Here is an 18,588-nt window from a genome sequence, read left to right on the forward strand (position 1 = left end):
TGTAAGAGGTGAGGTTCGCCTCCCTCGCAATTCAATTATAACTAAAGTAAATTCGACTTTACCAATCTAGTTTGATATAAAAGAATATTACAAAGCTGATTATTCAGTATAAATAGCTTTTAGTTTGGCTAGTTTCTCGCCATCAATTCCCAAAGCAGTACGAAGATAATTGTTAAAGCTACCATAGTAATGGTCAATTGCTTTAAAGACGGAAGTGATACTTTCGAGGTCACCTTTGGTCATATTCATTTTATTGATATCTTGGTTACCATTTTTGTCGTTCAAAGTTTCTTCAATTGTTGATTTGCTTTCGTACATCAAATTGGTTAATAAGTAGTCTTTGGTAATAGTTTCATCATCAACGCCCAGGGCCTTGAGAACTAATAATGCTCCAATACCAGTTCGATCCTTTCCCGCAGCACAGTGGAAGAGTAAAGATTGATTTGGTTGATCATTGTTCAATAACAAATCAAAAAAAATTTTATAAGCTTGTTGTCCGTGGGCATCTAAAACAACGCTTTGGTAGATCATACCCAAATAACTATAGTTGTCTTTATTAATAATACCAGCAAGTTTGTCGCCGTTGCCTTTTAAGGGATAAACTGGATCGGAATATATTTTATAAAAATCAGAGGTCGTATCGGCCCAAGTCATTTGTTCATTATTGGAACGAAAATCTACAACGTATTTTAATCCGTATTTTTTAAGGTAATCTAAAGATTTTCCTGTTAAGTTACTTATATCCCCTGAACGTAAGAGTTTATTATATTTAATTGTTGTACCATCATTAGTGGGATATCCACCAAGTTCACGTAAATTTATTGCACCTTCTAGATTTAATATGCGTTTCATTTTTTTATCCTCCCCGGATTGTTGCGTATTTTGGGTTATTAGAAGTAAAATAATACTAAGGTGATTTATGGTGAAAAATAAACTTTCAATTATTATGACAGCTTATAACGTGGCTGATTATATTTCTAGCTCAATCGATTCAGTGATTGCTCAGACTAATCGGAATTTCAATCTGGTTATAGTCGATGATTGCTCTACAGACGAAACTCAAAAGATAATCCGTTCTTATGAAAAAAAGTATGATTGGATTTCTGTTATTTGCCACAAAGAAAATTCGGGCGTTTCTACATCAAGAAATACTGGATTAGCAAATGCAGATGGTGAGTTTGTGACGTTTATTGATGGCGATGATTGGGTAGAACCCAATTATGTTGATCATTTTTTAGAAATTTTCAGTGATAAAGATGTAGACATGGTTACATGTGGTTTTTATAATCAAACTGAAAATGGCAAAGTAAAAAATAAAATTGCTAAACATCAGACCTCAATCGTTGGACGGGATGAAGCAGTGAAGCAAATTATCAAAATGACGGGTACTGTAATGGGATATACGTGGAACAAAGCGTATATTCGTTCCATTATTGAAGAAAATAACCTCTCATTTCAAACTGATCTAGATTTAATGGAAGATCAAGTTTTTAATGTTGAGTATGCAACCGTAGCCAGAAAGTTTTATTTTGATAATGTTCCACTTTATCATTACATTTCTCGTAAGGGCAGTATTACTCAAAAATTTGCAATGGAAAATGTTCGTGATGTCGGTGTTGCTAGAATGAAAGTTTATAAGACCATTCGAGAAAGCACTCGAAATGAGAAAGACCAGATTTAATATATATTAATAGTGGGTAAGTCGAGCTAAGTGCTTGGCTTTTTTGTTTGTCTTAGGAAGTGGTTCCATCTAAGAATAACATTTTAGATGTTAGAGCTGCTTTCAAAAAGAGTTTGAAAAAATGTGTATTTTCTATTAATGATGAGGATTGTTTGGCTTTATAGTGTTAAGGTTAAAATGCAGTATTCTATAAATTATTTTTAATAGGGGATGAACGCATGATAACAAAAAAGAAACATCGTTCAGGTTTATTTGGTAGACATTTAAACTATAAGTTACTTGTAATAGGAATTTCTATAGGTGCAGTCGGATTCATTAATTCTGGCACGACCGTTAGGGCAGATTTAACGCCTTCAGTTGTAGACGAACAAAAAAACTCTACTGTTCAAGAATCGAATTTAGAAATTCCTAAAGATGCTCTTTACAGTGGTAATTATGGTGAACAGGGAGTTACAGATATACAATGGTATATTTCTAGCGACAAAGTTCTTCATTTATGCTCAGGAAATATACAAAATAATACTGGCAGTAAAACGTCGCCATGGTCTAAGTACTCAGACGATATAACCAAAGTCTCTTTTGATGGAACCGTTGTTCTTCCAAGGTATGTTGAATATTTATTTGCTAATTTAAAAAATGTGACTGAATTTGATAATTTGAATAATTTGTCTATGCCGGATACAGAAGACTGGACTGGAACCTTCAGCGGGGATACGTCTCTAAAGGAAATGGACTTTCCTAAGTGGGATGGTTCAATAACTAGAGCTTTTTCAGAATTTTCACATATGTTTGAAAATGATACTTCATTGACAAGTGTTGATATATCCGGTTGGGACGTGGACAATGTTACAACAATGGAAAACATGTTTGCTGGTGATACCGCACTTGAAAAAGTTGGGGTAAAGTTCTTTGAGCAGGCTCCATTTGCCGATATTGCTTCACTTTCCAACGTAAAAAATATGTTTGAGAATGATAGTTCATTAAAAACATTGGATCTTTCTAACTGGGGAATGTGGACCAAAAGAGATTTAATGGATACTACTACAATGTTTAAAGGTACCAATTTACAATCAATTAAATTAAGTACGTTAAATCAATTTACTGATGGTACTGCTCTACCAGCTAAGAATGCCAGTCGATGGTTGAATATTGGTAATGGAACGGCTCAAGATCCTCAAGGTGATAAGAGTTTTTCTACAGCAAGCATTGCAGACTATTACGATGGTTCTAACATTATACGATATCCATATTCTGATGTCGAAAAGGACAAATTTAAAATTGATACATTTGTTCCTGACAAACATGTAATGGGTGATTTAGTAATAAAATCAAATTTATCAGATCAAACTGTCCATAGTGTAACTGGGAATATTGGAGATATAGTCAAGGTAAAGGTTCCTTTAATAAAGGGATATACATCAGATAAAGATTATGTTTCTGCAAAAATTAATGACGATGGTTCAATTACGACTACTGATAAGGTCTTTTATAAAAAAGATCAGACCAATCATTCAAGTAGTAGTTCCCATTCCACAGCTCCAAGTCAAAATCATAATAATAACGATTCAAATATAAATTCAAATGTTCAAATGATGTATCGTAAGCTAACTGTAATGACATACAGTGATAAACCATTTGCACGTTTATATATGTGGGATTCAGGTTCAGCAATGAAATTAGTTACTAATCGAGCTCTTCAAAAGGACTCTGGTTGGCTAAGCGATGAACAACTAAATATCAATGGAAAATATTACTATCGTGTAGCGACAAATGAATGGGTAAAGGCTGAGGACGTTTACGTATATCAATCTCATTCTGTTGATGTTGAGACAAAGCCAGGGAATGTAAAAGATTTATACAAAGCAGAGGGTAATAGAATCGAAAATCGAGCTTTAGCTCAACAATCTAAATGGTATAGCGATATTACTGCGAATATTAATGATCAGAAGTATTATCGAGTTGGAACCAATGAGTTTGTTAAAGCTAGCGATGTTACAGAATATTAAGTATTCATCTAGTTTGATAAAAAGAGAGCAATTTTTCTTGTTTAAGAAGTTGCTCTCTTTTTAATTTAAAAAAATCATCTAATAAATTTCGCATTGGTTCGTTGGCAACTGTAAGTATATGGAGATAGTGAAATTAGATCGGACAAATAAAAGTAACCCTTGACTGTAACGTGACTGGACAGTTTATAGTAGTTAATTGTTGAGAGATAAGTAATTAAATACAAAGGAGATACATAAATATGAAAGCAGTAGTTATTAGTCGAGCTGGTGGTCCAGAGGTTTTGAAGATAGAGGAGAGTCCGATTCCCAAAGCAACGACGGACCAAACAGTTATTCATATCAAGGCATTTGCAGTACATCGTTATGAAGTTTTAACCCGTGAAGGGGGTTCACCATCGGTTAAATTCCCAAGAGTTATTGGAATTGAAGCTGTCGGTGAAGTATATCAGCCTTCAAAGAATAGTAAACTTGCTAAAGGGCAAAGAATTCTGGTTGTTAATGGTGGCTTTGACCGTGAGTTTGATGGTAGTGAAGAAGAATATGCCTTAATACCTGATAGTATTATTCATCCAGTTGATTTTGAAGGATCTTGGGTAGAGTTTGCTAATTATCCCGAAACATTCTATACAGCATTTGGTGCCTTAAAAACAACTAAATTACAGACAGGACAAACATTACTAGTTCGTGGTGGTACCACAGGTGTTGGAATGGCAGCGATGGTTATGGCAAATGCTATGGGGATAAAAGTTACCTCAACTACAAGACGACAAGAACGTCGACAAATGTTATTAGATATGGGTGCGATAGATGTTGTAGTTGATGAGGATGGAAAGTTACAAACGGATGAAGAATTTGATGGTTTTCTCGATATGGTTGGGGCACCGGTTGTTAGTGATTCGTTAGCACATGTTAAACGTGGTGGATACTATACAACTGTTGGGTTGCTTTCTGGAAAATGGATATGGGAAAATTTTGATCCATTTGAAAATATTGGTGGTAAATATATCACAGCTTTTGACGGTGTAGATATCAACGATGAAATAATTAATGAAATGTTTAAATTAATTAATGATAATCATTTGACGATCCCTATTTCTAAGGTGTTCAAATTAGATGACATTCAGGCTGCACAAGAATATATCATGAAACGTGATCGTCCCATGGGGCAAGTTATTGTTACAACTGATTAGATAAAAAGGTGTGTCAAATCTTGGCACACTTTTTTGGTATCATATACCTATTTATAATGAGGTTTAATTATGTTAAAAATTAGTGAAATGGCAAAATTGGCCAATACAACGAGACGAACTTTGATCTTTTATGATGAACAAGACGTGTTTCATCCCATAGAACGTAGCTCTTCGGGTTATCGGTATTATAAATATGAGCAGTTGTACGAATTGCTATTTATATTATCTATGAAGGATATGGGATTATCATTAAATCAAATTAAAGAAATTCAAAATGATTCTAGTTCAAAAATAATCGATGAATTGATTAATATTCAAGAAGCAGTTGATTCCAAAATCACTGAATTATCGAAAGTAGAATCGATTGTATCCAGAAAAATATTGGAAGAAACAAGAATTTCGGAATTAGTAATAGAAAATTATCAACCGGTAATTGTAAAACGTCCAAGATTAACATTTTGGTGTTCAAGAGAGGCTGTGTCTTGTACTGAAGAAGAAATAGCTGAATTGTTTTCAGAGTTTTATCAACAATTGGATAAATTAGCTTTGATGGATGGAAATCAATCAGGCTTTTTAGCTGATGTACCTAATATGGATTCGAAGGAGTATCCAGAAGCAGCTTTTAGAGTTATTAAAGAAACGGCAACTAATAATAGTGGGAAAGCTATGCCTAAAATCGAGAAGATTGCCGGAGAATACGTTGCTGTGAAAGTTGAAAATAGTACGATGGGCGTTTGTAGGGGATTGGATTTGTTAAAAGTATTTTGTGGTAATCATAAATTAAATGTCACTGATGATATGTGGCAAATAAATGAGAAGGATGATTTAACAAATAAGGGCGGTTCGGATTATCTGTGGCTGGAATATCTGATCAAAAAATAAATGATATAATAATTTTATCTTGGGGATTTGCAGGCGATACCCAAACCAATATTGCCGTTGATATGAAAGGAAAACTATGCGAATAAATGTTTTACAACATACGCCGAATGAAGGTCCAGGAATGATCCAAGATTGGTCAACTAAGCATGGTCATAAAATGTTTATTTATCATCCATATCAATTTGGTTATTTGCCAACGGCTAGTGAGACCGATATGTTAATTATTTTGGGAGGTCCAATGAGTCCTAATGATGACTTACTTTGGATCAAACAAGAACGAGAATTAATCAAGAAATTAATTTCTCAGGATAAACCAATTTGGGGGGTCTGTTACGGGGCTCAACAAATTGTTAAAACATTAGGTTATAAGGTTACCAAGGCGCCAGCTAAAGAAGTGGGATTTGCACCAGTTTATCGACGGGATGCAAAATTTCTTAATATACCAGAAGAATTAAATGTCTTGCATTGGCATGAAGAAATGTTTGAGATACCAAGCGGTGCACAACTGTTATTTTCAAGCGATAAAGTTGAAAATCAAGGATTCATAATGAACCATCGAATCGTTGGATTGCAATTTCATTTGGAACCTAAAGCTGATAATGTTCGAGAAATGGTTGTTAATGATTTTCCATATCTCGAAGGATCAAGCCTTCATCAAACTAAAACTGAGATTCTACAAACTAAGATAGCTGATAACAATAAGCAAACGTTGTATAAGTTATTGGATTACATTTCAAAAAGATAGGAAGAAGCCTAGTGGTCGAATTTTGATTACTGGCTTTTTTCATATTTGGACTATATTATTTTTGAAATTCTTGGAAAACACTTTCAAGTGAAAAATAAGTTTTTTTGCTTGTCCTGGAGTTGACTCCAGGTTATAAACTAATATTACTTATTTAAATGAAGGAGAATTTTAAAATATGAATAAAACATGGTTAATTACTGGAACATCAAGTGGTTTTGGAAAAGAGTTGGCTAAGATAGTTGCCAAACAGAGTGATACTAATTTGATTGCGACGGCTAGAAAAATTCAAGATTTAGACTATTTAAATGAATTTGATAGTAGTAGGATTGAAAAATCAATTGTTGATGTAACTGATTTCGAAGGAATTCAAAAAGTTGCTAAAAAAGCCAAGAAACGTTTTGGAACAGTTGATATTTTGGTTAATAATGCTGGTTTAGGATATTTTTCAACCATTGAAGAAAGTGATATGAAACAAGTACGTTATATGTTTGATGTCAATGTCTTCGGTTTGGCCAATATGACTAATGCTGTATTACCAATGATGCGAGCACAGAAGTCAGGGATAATTGTTAATTTATCATCTGCTTTAGGGCTGGTAACTGTTCCAACAATGGGATTTTATAGTGCAACTAAATTTGCGGTTGAAGGTTATGCGGATACTTTGCGCCAAGAGGTCGCAGATTTAGGAATTCAAGTTATGAACGTTGAACCAAGTGGAGCTAGAACAGATTGGTCTGGTCGTTCTTCTAATAAAGTAGTACCTCAAATTTCTGATTATCAAAAATTCAGCGATTCAGTAGAAAATGTATCCGATTCAGTGACGGCAGCACCTGGAGATCCTAAGAAAATTGCTCAAGTGATTTTTGATCAGGTAACTAAAGAAGAAATTATTCCAGAGCATTTGCCATTGGGAGATTTTGCTTATAATGGTGGTTTAGGTAGTCTAGAAAAGATTGTCAAGGAAATTAAGAGTAGAAAAAATGTTTCACTTTCGACAGATGATTAATTGGAGAAAATTATGAGTTATAGTATTGGACAAGTTTCAAAGGAATTGGGTATTACGATTGATACGATTCGTTATTATGATAAAGCGGGATTGTTGCCGTTTGTTAATCGTAATGAAGCTGGTCGCAGAGAATTTACTGATAACGACGTTCATTTAATGCGAACAATAATTTGTTTAAAGAATGCAGGCGTATCGGTGGCCGACATATCTATCTTTATTCAGATGCGTCTTAAAGGTGATGGTACTTTGGAACAGAGGTATAACCTATTAAAGAATCATGAAAAGAATTTGCAACAACAGATCACTGATTTAAAGGATACAATGAGTTATTTAAAGTATAAAGAATGGTATTACAAAACAGCTGTGGAGGCAGGAACTGAAGAAATACACTTTGTTCCTTGTACCAATGGTTGTTTGCCAGAACTTGAAGAACAATATTGTGACTATCTAAAAAAGCAGGGTGACTTAATAGAGTTAGATAATTTTGTGAATGTTAGAGATTATCGTAATAGATGACATAATATGTCAGTGAAATAAAAGAGTAGTGTTGAAAGATTTTCAACATTGCTCTTTTTTTGAAGAAATTTTGTCGATATCCCGTAGAAGACATATTGTGTCAGGCCTTGATGATAATCTAAAAATTGTTAAAAGGATTTAATCATTAAAAGTTTAAAAAATCCTGATTATCATTGAAGTGGGGATGAATCAACTAATGAATAATAGTGAACGTATTGTTGATATACTTATGGGTCTTTTACGAGGTGGAACGATCGATTTAGATAGTTATAAATCGCTTTATGGTAGAGATTATAGAACTTATCGTCGCGATATGAAGGCTATAGAAAATAATGCAGATTTTTTGGCTGAATATTCTATGAAATATAATTCAGCATCAAAAAAGAATTTCGTTACTAAAAATGGTTTGATAAATTCAGAAAAAATTTTGATTGTTTTGGAAGTATTGATGGCCAGTCGAGCTATCAGTAAGGACGAATTAGAAGAATTAATTAATCAACTACTTGATTTGGTTAGTACTAGTGACCGTTCTAAGGTAAAAAAATTAATTACACCTACTATTGAAAATTATCGACCAGCATTAGATCAACCTATTTTTCCAATGGTAAAAGACTTCGCTGATTGGGTTGTTAGTAAACGAGAAATTACATTTAAATATGCAGATTTTTCTAAGAGAATGATAGGAGTACCATTGAGTATTTATTTTGATAGCTGTCATTTTTACGTAATGATTTATTTGGTCGATGAGGATAAGACGACCCTCTATTATTTAGATCAGATCAAAGAGGCTAAAGCAAAAAGAAAAGTTGTCAATGTTCCAGCTAATAAGAGGATTGATGTTGGTAAAAATATTAACGGAAATACTGCCTTAAATAAGGGAAATCATATTCATTACAAATTTGACTACCAAAGCAATAAGCAAACGGCATTGAATAATGTCCCAAATTCTTACGTGTCTGAAGATGATGATCCCAATAATTCGAATGAGACGATTGTTGAAGGAGATTTGTTTTCTGAAGGGGCATTACTTTGGGTCTTGAGTCAGGGATCTCATGTTAAAGTGTTAGAACCACAATCTTTGATTGATAAATTACGTAAAGAATTAAAAAAGAATCTCGAATTTTATCCTGATGAAAAATAAATAAATAAATGACACATTATGACATATTTGAATGTTAATCTTTATTTGATGAAATAATAAAGAGGGATCAAATAATGGTTGAAGAAAGAACAATAAAAAGTCGTGAACGTGTTGTTGAATTAATTTTTAGGCTGTTGAGCGGTGAAGAAATCGATTTAAAAGAAACTGAGGATAGATATAGTATTGGTCCTAAAGCCGTTTATAATGATTTTTCAGTTATTAAAGAAAAAATTAGCAAATTTACACCTAATTACTATCTTGATGGTAATCGAAAATATATTTTAAAAAATAAGGGACAATTGGATTTTGGAGATGCCATAGCCATTTTACAAATTATAATTGGAAGTAAAACTTTTAATAGGGTAGAACTAGAAAAAATTATTAATAAACTTGTTCAGTTAGTTCCTACGGATAAAAGCTCGGTTTTGAAAAGAATGATTTCCATTACTACATCAAAGGAGAACTATATTCCTAATGAAACTGACAATATTTTACCTAGAATCGAAAAATTTTCAGATTATATTAATGAAAAAAGAGAAATAAAATTTAGTTATAATGGTAGTTATGAAGGGGCAAATCATACTAAGAGCCGTTTAGGAGTACCAATTAGCATGTACTTCTCACGTCATCATTTTTATTTGTTGATGTATTTGCCGCAAAAGGATGTTACAGCTACATATCGAATTGATCGATTCAATGAGGACATAGAGGTAGTAGGTAAAGCAGTTAATGTTCCTTATATTAGGAGGCCAGATGAAGGAAGGATGATTAATAATACTTTTCTTTTAAATGGTGGCGGCGTGATCGATTATAAATTTCGCTATGGAGCTAATAAAGAGGTGGCACTAAATAATGTTCCTAATTCACATATCTCATCTGATGATGATGCAAATAACTCTGATGTAACAATTGTAGAAGGAAGATTGTATTCTCAAGGAGCAGTTTTATGGGTTTTGAGCCAAGGGACACAAGTTGAGGTTTTGCGTCCACAATCATTAATCGATGCGGTGAAGCAAAAGTTACATGATACTTTAAGTATGTATGAGGAATGAAGAACTTCGGAACAAAATATAAGTTATTCTACACAAAAAGGGCTAGTCAATTAACTATTATAAATAGTCATTTGATTAGCTCTTTTTGTAAGAAAATAATTTAAATTTTTTTCTTCAAATGATATTGAACAACACTCTTGTCAGAATCTTTCACATCTGATTTTTCGTCTTTAGCAAAGTAAACCGCAAAGCTCTTATTATCGGTCATATCTTCAGCGATAATTAGGGATGATTCATAAGGATCTTTTGCTTTGTAAATTTGTGCTCCGCGGACAGCCTCACCATAATCTCTTGAATTGGCAATTGCATCACCGGGATTAAAAAATACCATTTCATCCATAAGTAACACATCCTTTCTTAACTTACTCATATTATACAATTATATATGACCATAAAGGAAAGAATAACCTTACTTGTCTATATTTTGAGATAAGATATACTATGACGTATGGAGGGCGAATATGACTAACGTTGAAGATTACATTAAAGATAATATTTTTGGCAAGCCACAGTTGAAACCTGATGAGAAAAATAAATTCCTCGGCAATTTTGCTGAAAGGGTGGCAATTGCTTTAACTGTTGCCCAAATAAAGAATCCAGATAATCAGAATACGGTTGAAAGCGTTATGAAAAAGTACCCAGATTATCATCTTTACTTAAATGGTAAAATAGATTCATATTTACTAGATAATTACCTACGTTTGAGTGTAAAATTAAAGTATAAGTTTACAATAGTTTCACAATCGGGTGTGCGTAACCGTGATCGTAAGTTAACAGATAATGACATGGGATTGGTTATCGCTAACGAAGGGAAACCTGTTGATAGACCAGTGCTTATATAATTTTTGGAGGACAAATATGTCTAATAGTACATTAGATAAAGTTGCTTTACTTTCTTTAAATGGTAACAAACCATTAGCTAAGAGAATTTCTGACTATATGGGAATTCCATTATTGGATGCTTCAGTTTCACATTTTAGTGATGGTGAAATCAACATTCAAATTAATGAAAGTATTCGTGGAAAAGACGTTTATATCATTCATTCAGTTTCTGATCCTGTTAATGATAATTTCATGGAATTGATGATTGCTGTAGATGCATTAAGACGTGCAAGTGCTTCTAGAATCACTTGTGTCTTGCCATACTTTGCTTATACTCGTTCAGATAGAAAATCTCGTTCAAGAGAACCAATTTCAGCCAAGTTGTTTGCTAACTTATTGGAATTGGGTTCAGTTGACCGTGTAATTGCAATGGATATGCATGCCGATCAAATTCAAGGATTCTTTGATATCCCAGTTGATCATTTACGTGCTATGCCGATCTTTGCTAGTTATTTTGAAAAGAGAATTAAAAATCCGGATGACTTTGTCTTTGTAGCCCCAGATCACAACTCAACAAAACGTGCTCGTGCACTAGCTGAGGTATTTGGTTCACAGATTGCTATTGTTGACCAAAGATCAACTGAAGATGATGAAGTGGTGCCTGACATTATTGGTGATGTTAATGGTAAACAATGTGTTATTGTAGATGATTTAATTGATACAGGTACAAGAATGATCAATAGTGCTCAGGCAGTTAAAGTTGCTGGTGCTAAGACCATTTCAGCCGTTGCTACACATCCTATTTTTTCTAAAGATGCAGCTAAGAGATTGGAAGCTTCAGATCTTATGCAGGTTCTTGTTTCTGATTCAATTGTTGTACCAGATGAATGTCAATTTGATAAATTAAAAGTCCTATCAGTAACTGAACTTGTTGGTGATGCTATTCGCATGACAGAATCAAATGAGTCAATTGATTCATTATTTGAGGTTCGTGATAGCTATACTGAAATTAAATAGAATGATGCTTAACTTACAAGCGTCAAAATAAAGGTTCTCTAGTAATCATATTTTGATTACTGGAGAACCTTTTATTTTAAGCAGAACAGGTTGCACTTTTTTTCAAAAATAAATTAAAATCAAAAAAGAAAGTTGAATCAATTAGGTTTGAGAAAGCGTTAACATGTATAATGATAATAGTGAAAAAAAGGAGCAAATAAAAATGACAGAATTTCCAAAGAACTTTTTGTGGGGTGGTGCTACTGCTGCCAATCAATATGAAGGTGCCTGGAATGTTGATGGAAAAGGTGTCAGCACAGCCGATCTTTTGTTAGGCGGAACTTATGAAAAAGCTCGTACTTTTACTAAAAACCTACAACCTGATGGCTATTACCCATCACATCAAGGCAGTGACTTTTATCATCATTATAAAGAAGATATTAAATTATTAGCTGGTATGGGTTATAAAACTTATCGTATGTCAGTCGCTTGGACTAGAATTTACCCTAACGGTGACGATCAAGAACCAAATCAAAAAGGATTAGACTTTTATCGTAATGTATTTGAAGAATGCCATAAATATGGTATTGAGCCATTGGTAACGATTTCCCATTATGAAATGCCTTATCATTTAACTGAAGCATATGGTGGTTGGGGCAGTCGCAAGGTGATCGACTTTTATGTTAAATATGCTAAAACTTTGTTTACTGAATATAAGGATCTTGTTAAGTATTGGCTAACATTTAATGAAATTAATATTGGAATGATGTTTGGGGGCTATATGTCACTTGGATTGCCAGTTAAAGATGGTGCTGCACCATTTAATGGTAATATGTCGGATGAAGATATTCAGGCAAATATGCAGGGATTACACCATCAATTTGTTGCTAGCGCGTTAGCAGTCAAAATTGGTCATAAGATTAATCCTGATAATATGATCGGTTGTATGATAGCAGGAAATGTCAGTTATCCTTTGACATCAAATCCAGATGATATTTTGAAAGCACAATTACAAAATGAAATCAGCAATTATTATTGCGGTGATGTTCAAGTTCGTGGAGCTTACCCACATTTTGCTCAACGTTTTTGGAATGAACATAACGTTAAATTGAATATTACTGCAGAAGATCAAGTAGTTCTTAAAGAAGGAACGGTTGATTATTATACGTTCAGCTACTATTCATCAAACGCTGTAACAACTGATCCAAGTAAAGCAGAAGCAGCCGGGAACTTCTCACAAGGAGTTAAAAATCCTTATTTGAAATATAGCGAATGGGGCTGGAGCATGGACCCTAAGGGACTACGTTGGTATTTAAACGATGTTTATGGACGCTATGGAATTCCAATTATGGTTGTAGAAAACGGTCTAGGCGCTCGTGATACTGTTGAAAAGGATGGTTCGATCAACGACGACTATCGTATTGATTACCTCAAAGGACATGTCGAACAAATGAAAGAAGCCATCAAAGATGGTGTTGATTTGATTGGTTATACTCCGTGGGGTTGTATTGATTTAGTATCTGCCGGAACTGGTCAGATGGAGAAACGTTATGGTTTCGTATATGTTAATCGTGATGATGAACAAAAAGGTGATTTCAGTCGAATGCCAAAGAAGAGTTATTATTGGTACAAAAAGGTTATTGAATCAAACGGAGAAGAATTATAATAGGCATTAATAAAAAGGATATGGCAGCCATGTAAATGGTCGCCGTATCCTTTTTTACAAATTTCACTTATCAGTAACAAACTCAAGAATGTCTCCAGGCTGACAATTAAGGGTTTGACAAATCTTTTCCAACGTAGAGAATCTAACTGCTTTGGCATTGCCATTTTTTAAAATCGAAAGATTCGCTTGAGTAATGCCAATCTTTTTTGCAAGTTCAGTTACACCAATATTTCTTTTTATTAACATGACATCTAAATTTACTCTGATCATTGCTTTCTCCTAAATGGTTAGATCATTTTCTTGTTTGAATTTAATAGAATTAATTAGAATTTTTTCCATAGCTGAGATAAAGGCCGTCAGTGCCAGAGGTATAAAGTTAAATGCTAGAGCAACAAATATTAATCCGGGAGCATCCCCATGGTCTGCTTGATAATAGATAAAAGGAAGATTACCTAATAAGATTAGAAATTCAATTATAAATAAATATCTAATCTTTCTGACGGAGGTTAGAGCCTTCCGGCTAAAGAAAGTGTGGATATCGATTAAATTAAATATTCTAAATAAGTAGAAACTTATTCCGAGTACAATAGCGCAAGAAAGATACAAAGTAATTATTGTTAATAATTGAAATGGCACAAATGAGTTTTCACGAATTAAGGATGTTAGTCCCATTGTTAGCATGAATCCGAATAGTAAAATAAATAAATCGATGATAATGGTAACAATTTTAAGCATGGTTGTTTTTATATTCATTTAAAAAACTCCTGTTTTGTAATTACAGATATTCTAATTCATATCATATCGAAAAACAATATAAAAAAATAATCCACTATTTATTTTAGTAGATTACTTTTTTAAGTTAATGAGTATTTGTTGGCATACCGATTAGAATTATCGAATTGTTTTAAAACTTGATCTCGTAAATCGTCGTCTTCAAAAATTATTTTACTATAATTTTGTTGGGAGATATAAAAGGCTACCATGTGAGAGAAATAAACATATTGTAAAATATTGCGATATCCAGTAGTGTCAGGCAGTCGAACGGTATCTGTAAAAACGTTGGCCAAATCTTCCCCTAAGGAAATATAATTTGGAATTTTAATAAATTTAGAATTAGGGATATCAGGAACGTTTTGATCAAATGAAATAAAGATGGTCTTATTCCCGTTAATGTAAGGAATATTTTTCACATCAGTAACGATAATAGCTATATTATTGTTCATAAAAATTCACCCCGAATCTTTTATTTGATAAACAAGATAATATTAACTAAGCTATATCGTACTATAAATTAATCAATTAAGAAAACGTTAACAATTATTATATAAAAAAAGCTTTATCCCTCGATGGACAAAGCCTTTTCCTTATTTGTAATGTATTTATTCTTATTCTTGAGATTAGACAAAACAAGACTTTTTAATTGGTCATTTTCGAAAATAACTTGATCGTGTTCAACTCGGTTTAGATACTTGGCAACTTTTTTAGCAAAATAATTTAATTTCAAAATATTTCTTTTGTTATTATTTTTTGAAAATTTGTCCAAAAATGAATTAATTAATGAATCAATCAGTTTTATACGTTTAGGAATAATTATTGGAACTGTTTTAGCTGTATACCAAACTTTTTGGATACCAGGGGTAAGAATGATTTCATGATCGTTAACATAGGGAATCTTGTTAATATCGAGTGCGACGGCGATAGTATTTTGAGACATATTAAGACTCCTTTCAAATTGAATTAAATGCATCATAACATTAAACTTTTTATCCTATTTAAAGAATATTTGAAAATTTTATGAATGTCTACATATGTATATTAATCCAAAAAGATGTACATTTCGTCAATTAATTTGTAGAAAACGTTGCCAATTTTGAATCCATCTGAATTGCATTTTACGTAATTTGTTTTCATAATAAAGAGAAGTCTCAAAGTAAGAGGTAATTATGTTATGAAAGATAAAGTACCTAGGGTCACGTTGAGAATGTCGATTGCAATTTTGATTCTAATTTCAATAGTTCTATACTTTTTGAATTTGTCCAATGCCATTTTGGCTTTGTTTGCGGTAGTGATATTATCAATACTTTATTTGGGCGGAATGGAAAAAGATCATGAATCAAATATGAGGCATCATCGACATCGGGAAGAATTATAAATTGTTAGCACTTTCAAAAAAATTAAGATTTAATTAAAAATATTAAAAAAAGAAGACATTTTTATCGAAAAATGCCTCCTTTTTTGTTCTATAACTGATATGCTATTGATGTATAGATATATATTAAATTTTTCAGGGAGATATGTGTTTATGAAAAAATATAAAATGTTAGCTTTAACTGGTATCTTGTTGTCAAGTACCATTTTAGGGGTCGGCGTGCCAGTTGTTCAAGCTGCTACAACAATTAATGTAGACAAAAGTGCTTTGAATACTGCAGCTCAAAATAATCAAACTAAATTCTCAGATGTTAAAGATGGTTCAACAATGTCAGTTGCTCCTATCTTTGGTAAAAAATCATCTAGTGAATTTGCTGCTGCCTTGAAGAAAGCATTGAATGTTGTTAATGATAGTAGTCAACTAGTTGATATGTCTGTTGTTGACACTGATAGTAGTACAGGGTTTGCTACTAAAGTTAAATTTACCAATAATGGTACATCGAAGACCGTTTCAGTAAATTATAATTATGCTAAACCAACAGTTACATTAGCTAATAGTACATTGAACTATAAGGCCGGACATTTGCCAGATGATTATCAAACGGCTGTAGTTAATGGAGCTAAGGCCGCAACTACTAATGGCGAAGATGCCAATGGCAGGGGAAATACTGCTACTATTTCGACAGATTCAACAAGTAATTTTCTAACAGATGCGGGTTCTCATACAATAACATTTACAGCAAAGGATAATTATGCAACGAGTGATGCTGTTAATGAAACCGTAAATATTTTAGAGGGTCCTAGCTGGAACGATAGTGAATTGACTAAGACAATTCAAAAGGGTGATACTACAGGCATTGCTCAACCAACAATTGTTAAAGATAATGGTCAAACTTATAGTATTGCCATCAAGAATCTTGATACTACTCTAGCCCAAACAGCAACAGAGGGTACACCAGTGAAGCTTGTAGCAACAGCCATTGATTCTAAGGGTAATCCGCTTAAAGATTCTTCAGGAACAACTTTAAGTTGGGATGCTACTAAAGATGGTAATTTGATTGTTACCGATGATACAGATAAGGTCCCATACAATATTGTTTATAAGAGTGGCAATAATATTGTTGGTACATATTCAGGGATTGGAGCAAGTGGTGATGAGGTTAACGTAGATGCTAACAAACCAGCAGGTTATACTTTAGCTAATTCTTCAGATGCATCATATACGATTGATTCTAATGCACCAACAAAAGTTGTTAACGTGAACCAAAGTGTTGGATATACAATTACTTATATTGATAAAGATACAGGTGAGACTGTTGGTACGCCAACGACTGGAACTGCAAATGATGGAACATATCAATTCTTGACTGCTCCTGATGGTTATAATTTTGTTGATGTATCAGATGTTATCTATAAAGTCGACTCAAGTAAACCTAATAAAACAGTTTATGTAACAAAGAAGAGCAGTATTTTAGAGGATCTTAACTATACCGTAACATTTAAAGATAAGAGTACAGGAAAGACTGTTGATACAACAACTGGTACTGGTAGCCTTGGTGACTATGTGAGCTTGACTGCTCCTGATGGTTACGCATTCTCAACATTATTAGATAATGGCTTTCTATTATTAAAAGATGGTCAAAATGTAACTAAGTATGTTACAGCCGCTAATACGCCATACAGCGTTTCATATGTAGATCAAGATTCTGGCAAAGAAGTTGGTACACAAGCAGGTAAGGGTGCCGATGGTTCGACTGTCACATTAACAGCTCCAGATGGTTATGCATTTGTTAGCGCCGATGATGTAACTTATAAGATTGATAAAGATACACCAAGTTCAAAGGTTTATGTTCAAAAATCTGATCAAACAGTGGACAATTTAGTTTCTGGATATCCAAAAAATGGTTATATTAAGATTTATGATCAGAACGGTAAATTGAATAATGATGTTGTGCTTTCAGAAGGCTCAAGTTGGATTATTGATAAGACTTTGACTATCGATGGAGCTGAATATTATAGAGTTGCTACGGATGAATACGTAAAAGCAAGTGATGTTTATAAGTACACACCAGTACAAAACATAGCAGTAACTAATAGTAAGAATCCTACGGGAGTTTACAATTCTAAGGGCCAATTGATTATTGACCGTGCTTTAGCTGAAAATACTCCTTGGTATACGGATCGTACGGCAACAATTAGAGGTCAAAAGATGCATCGAGTTGCTACAGATGAATGGGTTAAAGATTCGGATGTTACAATTAAATAATTGAAATTTTAACACACCAAATTCATATGAAGATGGTGTGTTTTTTTTTGAGGTGAATTATATTGAAACAATTAGTTAAACCAATAATATTAGCTTTAGTTGCTGCATTGATAGTGACTTTGATTTCTTTGATACCTATGAATGTAACTGTTAAAAGTGTGATTTATGCTGTTATTTTAGTCATTTTTATATATTTAGTGGCCTTGGTCATGAGGCTTAAATAATTATCTTTGTCTACGCTTTCATAAGTAGTAAACTGGGTAATGTAAGCAAGGAGAAATTATGGATAAAAGTATGCAAGGAATAGTATTTGGGGTTATTGCTTTTGTAGTCATCTATGGTTTAAGCGTATTAAAAGTCAGTAGTCTGATTATTGGTGTTGTGCTTTTAGTAGCTTTGGTGATTGCTGGATTTATTATGAGACATATTAAATTATGAGCTTTGGAAAATTCTTTTATATAAATGTTAAGT

Annotated in this window: 22 protein-coding genes; 16 read left to right on the forward strand and 6 right to left on the reverse strand. The window is 33.2% G+C overall.

Features of this window, described 5'->3' with window-relative positions; all coding sequences use genetic code 11:
* Window positions 1-99 precede the first annotated feature (99 nt).
* Window positions 100-852, reverse strand: coding sequence for a tyrosine-protein phosphatase (locus CBP76_RS05645; RefSeq protein ID WP_102195972.1), 753 nt, complete (start codon window positions 850-852; stop codon window positions 100-102).
* Between the two features lie 67 nt (window positions 853-919).
* Between CBP76_RS05645 and CBP76_RS05650 the strand changes: the two genes are divergently transcribed.
* The 9 genes from CBP76_RS05650 to CBP76_RS05690 all read left to right on the forward strand — a co-directional run bounded on the left by CBP76_RS05650 (window position 920) and on the right by CBP76_RS05690 (window position 10,219).
* Window positions 920-1,681: a glycosyltransferase family 2 protein gene (locus CBP76_RS05650; protein WP_245865628.1), complete on the forward strand. Its 762-nt coding sequence runs from the start codon at window positions 920-922 to the stop codon at window positions 1,679-1,681.
* A 218-nt stretch (window positions 1,682-1,899) separates the two neighbouring features.
* Window positions 1,900-3,687 (forward strand): SLAP domain-containing protein, encoded by a 1,788-nt coding sequence (locus CBP76_RS05655; RefSeq protein ID WP_102195974.1) that lies wholly within the window; start codon window positions 1,900-1,902, stop codon window positions 3,685-3,687.
* Between the two features lie 239 nt (window positions 3,688-3,926).
* Entirely contained in the window at window positions 3,927-4,877 is a 951-nt protein-coding gene (locus tag CBP76_RS05660) for a zinc-binding dehydrogenase (protein ID WP_102195975.1), read from the forward strand.
* A 69-nt stretch (window positions 4,878-4,946) separates the two neighbouring features.
* The gene (locus CBP76_RS05665; RefSeq protein WP_102195976.1) at window positions 4,947-5,759 is read left to right on the forward strand and encodes a MerR family transcriptional regulator; all 813 of its coding nucleotides are present in this window, start codon (window positions 4,947-4,949) and stop codon (window positions 5,757-5,759) included.
* 76 nt (window positions 5,760-5,835) lie between these two features.
* Window positions 5,836-6,504 (forward strand): type 1 glutamine amidotransferase, encoded by a 669-nt coding sequence (locus CBP76_RS05670; RefSeq protein ID WP_102195977.1) that lies wholly within the window; start codon window positions 5,836-5,838, stop codon window positions 6,502-6,504.
* A gap of 175 nt (window positions 6,505-6,679) precedes the next feature.
* Window positions 6,680-7,510: an SDR family NAD(P)-dependent oxidoreductase gene (locus tag CBP76_RS05675; RefSeq protein WP_102195978.1), complete on the forward strand. Its 831-nt coding sequence runs from the start codon at window positions 6,680-6,682 to the stop codon at window positions 7,508-7,510.
* 12 nt (window positions 7,511-7,522) lie between these two features.
* The gene (locus CBP76_RS05680) at window positions 7,523-8,026 is read left to right on the forward strand and encodes a MerR family transcriptional regulator (protein ID WP_102195979.1); all 504 of its coding nucleotides are present in this window, start codon (window positions 7,523-7,525) and stop codon (window positions 8,024-8,026) included.
* A 196-nt stretch (window positions 8,027-8,222) separates the two neighbouring features.
* Complete coding sequence (locus CBP76_RS05685) at window positions 8,223-9,167, forward strand: helix-turn-helix transcriptional regulator (RefSeq protein WP_166667196.1); 945 nt, start codon at window positions 8,223-8,225, stop codon at window positions 9,165-9,167.
* 74 nt (window positions 9,168-9,241) lie between these two features.
* A complete protein-coding gene (locus CBP76_RS05690; protein WP_102195981.1) occupies window positions 9,242-10,219 on the forward strand; it encodes a helix-turn-helix transcriptional regulator in 978 nt (325 codons plus the stop codon).
* Window positions 10,220-10,319: 100 nt separating this feature from the next.
* On the opposite strand, the gene CBP76_RS05695 is transcribed toward CBP76_RS05690, so the two are convergent.
* Window positions 10,320-10,559, reverse strand: coding sequence for a hypothetical protein (locus tag CBP76_RS05695; RefSeq protein ID WP_102195982.1), 240 nt, complete (start codon window positions 10,557-10,559; stop codon window positions 10,320-10,322).
* A 121-nt stretch (window positions 10,560-10,680) separates the two neighbouring features.
* On the opposite strand from CBP76_RS05695, the gene CBP76_RS05700 reads away from it, so the two are divergent.
* The 3 genes from CBP76_RS05700 (at window position 10,681) to CBP76_RS05710 (ending at window position 13,703) form a co-directional block, all read left to right on the forward strand.
* Complete coding sequence (locus CBP76_RS05700) at window positions 10,681-11,061, forward strand: YueI family protein (protein WP_102195983.1); 381 nt, start codon at window positions 10,681-10,683, stop codon at window positions 11,059-11,061.
* A gap of 16 nt (window positions 11,062-11,077) precedes the next feature.
* Entirely contained in the window at window positions 11,078-12,058 is a 981-nt protein-coding gene (locus CBP76_RS05705) for a ribose-phosphate diphosphokinase (protein WP_102195984.1), read from the forward strand.
* Between the two features lie 202 nt (window positions 12,059-12,260).
* Window positions 12,261-13,703: a glycoside hydrolase family 1 protein gene (locus CBP76_RS05710; RefSeq protein WP_102195985.1), complete on the forward strand. Its 1,443-nt coding sequence runs from the start codon at window positions 12,261-12,263 to the stop codon at window positions 13,701-13,703.
* A gap of 63 nt (window positions 13,704-13,766) precedes the next feature.
* On the opposite strand, the gene CBP76_RS05715 is transcribed toward CBP76_RS05710, so the two are convergent.
* The 4 genes from CBP76_RS05715 to CBP76_RS05730 all read right to left on the reverse strand — a co-directional run bounded on the left by CBP76_RS05715 (window position 13,767) and on the right by CBP76_RS05730 (window position 15,417).
* Window positions 13,767-13,973 carry a helix-turn-helix domain-containing protein gene (locus tag CBP76_RS05715; protein ID WP_102195986.1) on the reverse strand — a complete coding sequence of 69 codons (207 nt, stop codon included), beginning with the start codon at window positions 13,971-13,973 and terminating at the stop codon, window positions 13,767-13,769.
* Between the two features lie 9 nt (window positions 13,974-13,982).
* Entirely contained in the window at window positions 13,983-14,456 is a 474-nt protein-coding gene (locus tag CBP76_RS05720) for a DUF2975 domain-containing protein (RefSeq protein WP_102195987.1), read from the reverse strand.
* A 101-nt stretch (window positions 14,457-14,557) separates the two neighbouring features.
* On the reverse strand, window positions 14,558-14,926 hold the full coding sequence (locus CBP76_RS05725) for a hypothetical protein (RefSeq protein WP_102195988.1): 369 nt from the start codon (window positions 14,924-14,926) through the stop codon (window positions 14,558-14,560).
* Between the two features lie 113 nt (window positions 14,927-15,039).
* Window positions 15,040-15,417, reverse strand: coding sequence for a hypothetical protein (locus CBP76_RS05730; RefSeq protein WP_102195989.1), 378 nt, complete (start codon window positions 15,415-15,417; stop codon window positions 15,040-15,042).
* A gap of 234 nt (window positions 15,418-15,651) precedes the next feature.
* Here CBP76_RS05730 and CBP76_RS05735 point away from each other — a divergent pair, with 234 nt between their 5' ends.
* The 4 genes from CBP76_RS05735 (at window position 15,652) to CBP76_RS13150 (ending at window position 18,555) form a co-directional block, all read left to right on the forward strand.
* On the forward strand, window positions 15,652-15,855 hold the full coding sequence (locus CBP76_RS05735) for a hypothetical protein (RefSeq protein ID WP_102195990.1): 204 nt from the start codon (window positions 15,652-15,654) through the stop codon (window positions 15,853-15,855).
* Window positions 15,856-16,005: 150 nt separating this feature from the next.
* On the forward strand, window positions 16,006-18,117 hold the full coding sequence (locus CBP76_RS05740; RefSeq protein ID WP_166667197.1) for an SLAP domain-containing protein: 2,112 nt from the start codon (window positions 16,006-16,008) through the stop codon (window positions 18,115-18,117).
* A 62-nt stretch (window positions 18,118-18,179) separates the two neighbouring features.
* Window positions 18,180-18,341, forward strand: a complete 162-nt coding sequence (locus tag CBP76_RS13145) for a hypothetical protein (RefSeq protein WP_166667198.1) — start codon at window positions 18,180-18,182, stop codon at window positions 18,339-18,341.
* Between the two features lie 58 nt (window positions 18,342-18,399).
* Window positions 18,400-18,555 (forward strand): hypothetical protein, encoded by a 156-nt coding sequence (locus tag CBP76_RS13150; protein WP_166667199.1) that lies wholly within the window; start codon window positions 18,400-18,402, stop codon window positions 18,553-18,555.
* The last annotated feature ends 33 nt before the right edge of the window (window positions 18,556-18,588 follow it).

Origin of the sequence: Companilactobacillus nuruki, from assembly GCF_002872255.1 — a bacterium.
GTDB lineage: Bacteria > Bacillota > Bacilli > Lactobacillales > Lactobacillaceae > Companilactobacillus > Companilactobacillus nuruki.

Coding starts and splice junctions, on each gene's coding strand:
- CBP76_RS05685 (WP_166667196.1), top strand. CDS start 8,223: ATGAATAATAGTGAACGTATTGTTGATATACTTATGGGTCTTTTACGA.
- CBP76_RS05735 (WP_102195990.1), top strand. CDS start 15,652: ATGAAAGATAAAGTACCTAGGGTCACGTTGAGAATGTCGATTGCAATT.
- CBP76_RS05650 (WP_245865628.1), top strand. CDS start 920: ATGGTGAAAAATAAACTTTCAATTATTATGACAGCTTATAACGTGGCT.
- CBP76_RS13150 (WP_166667199.1), top strand. CDS start 18,400: ATGGATAAAAGTATGCAAGGAATAGTATTTGGGGTTATTGCTTTTGTA.
- CBP76_RS05675 (WP_102195978.1), top strand. CDS start 6,680: ATGAATAAAACATGGTTAATTACTGGAACATCAAGTGGTTTTGGAAAA.
- CBP76_RS05720 (WP_102195987.1), bottom strand. CDS start 14,456: ATGAATATAAAAACAACCATGCTTAAAATTGTTACCATTATCATCGAT.
- CBP76_RS05700 (WP_102195983.1), top strand. CDS start 10,681: ATGACTAACGTTGAAGATTACATTAAAGATAATATTTTTGGCAAGCCA.
- CBP76_RS05645 (WP_102195972.1), bottom strand. CDS start 852: ATGAAACGCATATTAAATCTAGAAGGTGCAATAAATTTACGTGAACTT.
- CBP76_RS05730 (WP_102195989.1), bottom strand. CDS start 15,417: ATGTCTCAAAATACTATCGCCGTCGCACTCGATATTAACAAGATTCCC.
- CBP76_RS05680 (WP_102195979.1), top strand. CDS start 7,523: ATGAGTTATAGTATTGGACAAGTTTCAAAGGAATTGGGTATTACGATT.
- CBP76_RS05655 (WP_102195974.1), top strand. CDS start 1,900: ATGATAACAAAAAAGAAACATCGTTCAGGTTTATTTGGTAGACATTTA.
- CBP76_RS05695 (WP_102195982.1), bottom strand. CDS start 10,559: ATGGATGAAATGGTATTTTTTAATCCCGGTGATGCAATTGCCAATTCA.
- CBP76_RS05725 (WP_102195988.1), bottom strand. CDS start 14,926: ATGAACAATAATATAGCTATTATCGTTACTGATGTGAAAAATATTCCT.
- CBP76_RS05670 (WP_102195977.1), top strand. CDS start 5,836: ATGCGAATAAATGTTTTACAACATACGCCGAATGAAGGTCCAGGAATG.
- CBP76_RS05740 (WP_166667197.1), top strand. CDS start 16,006: ATGAAAAAATATAAAATGTTAGCTTTAACTGGTATCTTGTTGTCAAGT.
- CBP76_RS05715 (WP_102195986.1), bottom strand. CDS start 13,973: ATGATCAGAGTAAATTTAGATGTCATGTTAATAAAAAGAAATATTGGT.
- CBP76_RS05710 (WP_102195985.1), top strand. CDS start 12,261: ATGACAGAATTTCCAAAGAACTTTTTGTGGGGTGGTGCTACTGCTGCC.
- CBP76_RS05690 (WP_102195981.1), top strand. CDS start 9,242: ATGGTTGAAGAAAGAACAATAAAAAGTCGTGAACGTGTTGTTGAATTA.
- CBP76_RS05660 (WP_102195975.1), top strand. CDS start 3,927: ATGAAAGCAGTAGTTATTAGTCGAGCTGGTGGTCCAGAGGTTTTGAAG.
- CBP76_RS05705 (WP_102195984.1), top strand. CDS start 11,078: ATGTCTAATAGTACATTAGATAAAGTTGCTTTACTTTCTTTAAATGGT.
- CBP76_RS05665 (WP_102195976.1), top strand. CDS start 4,947: ATGTTAAAAATTAGTGAAATGGCAAAATTGGCCAATACAACGAGACGA.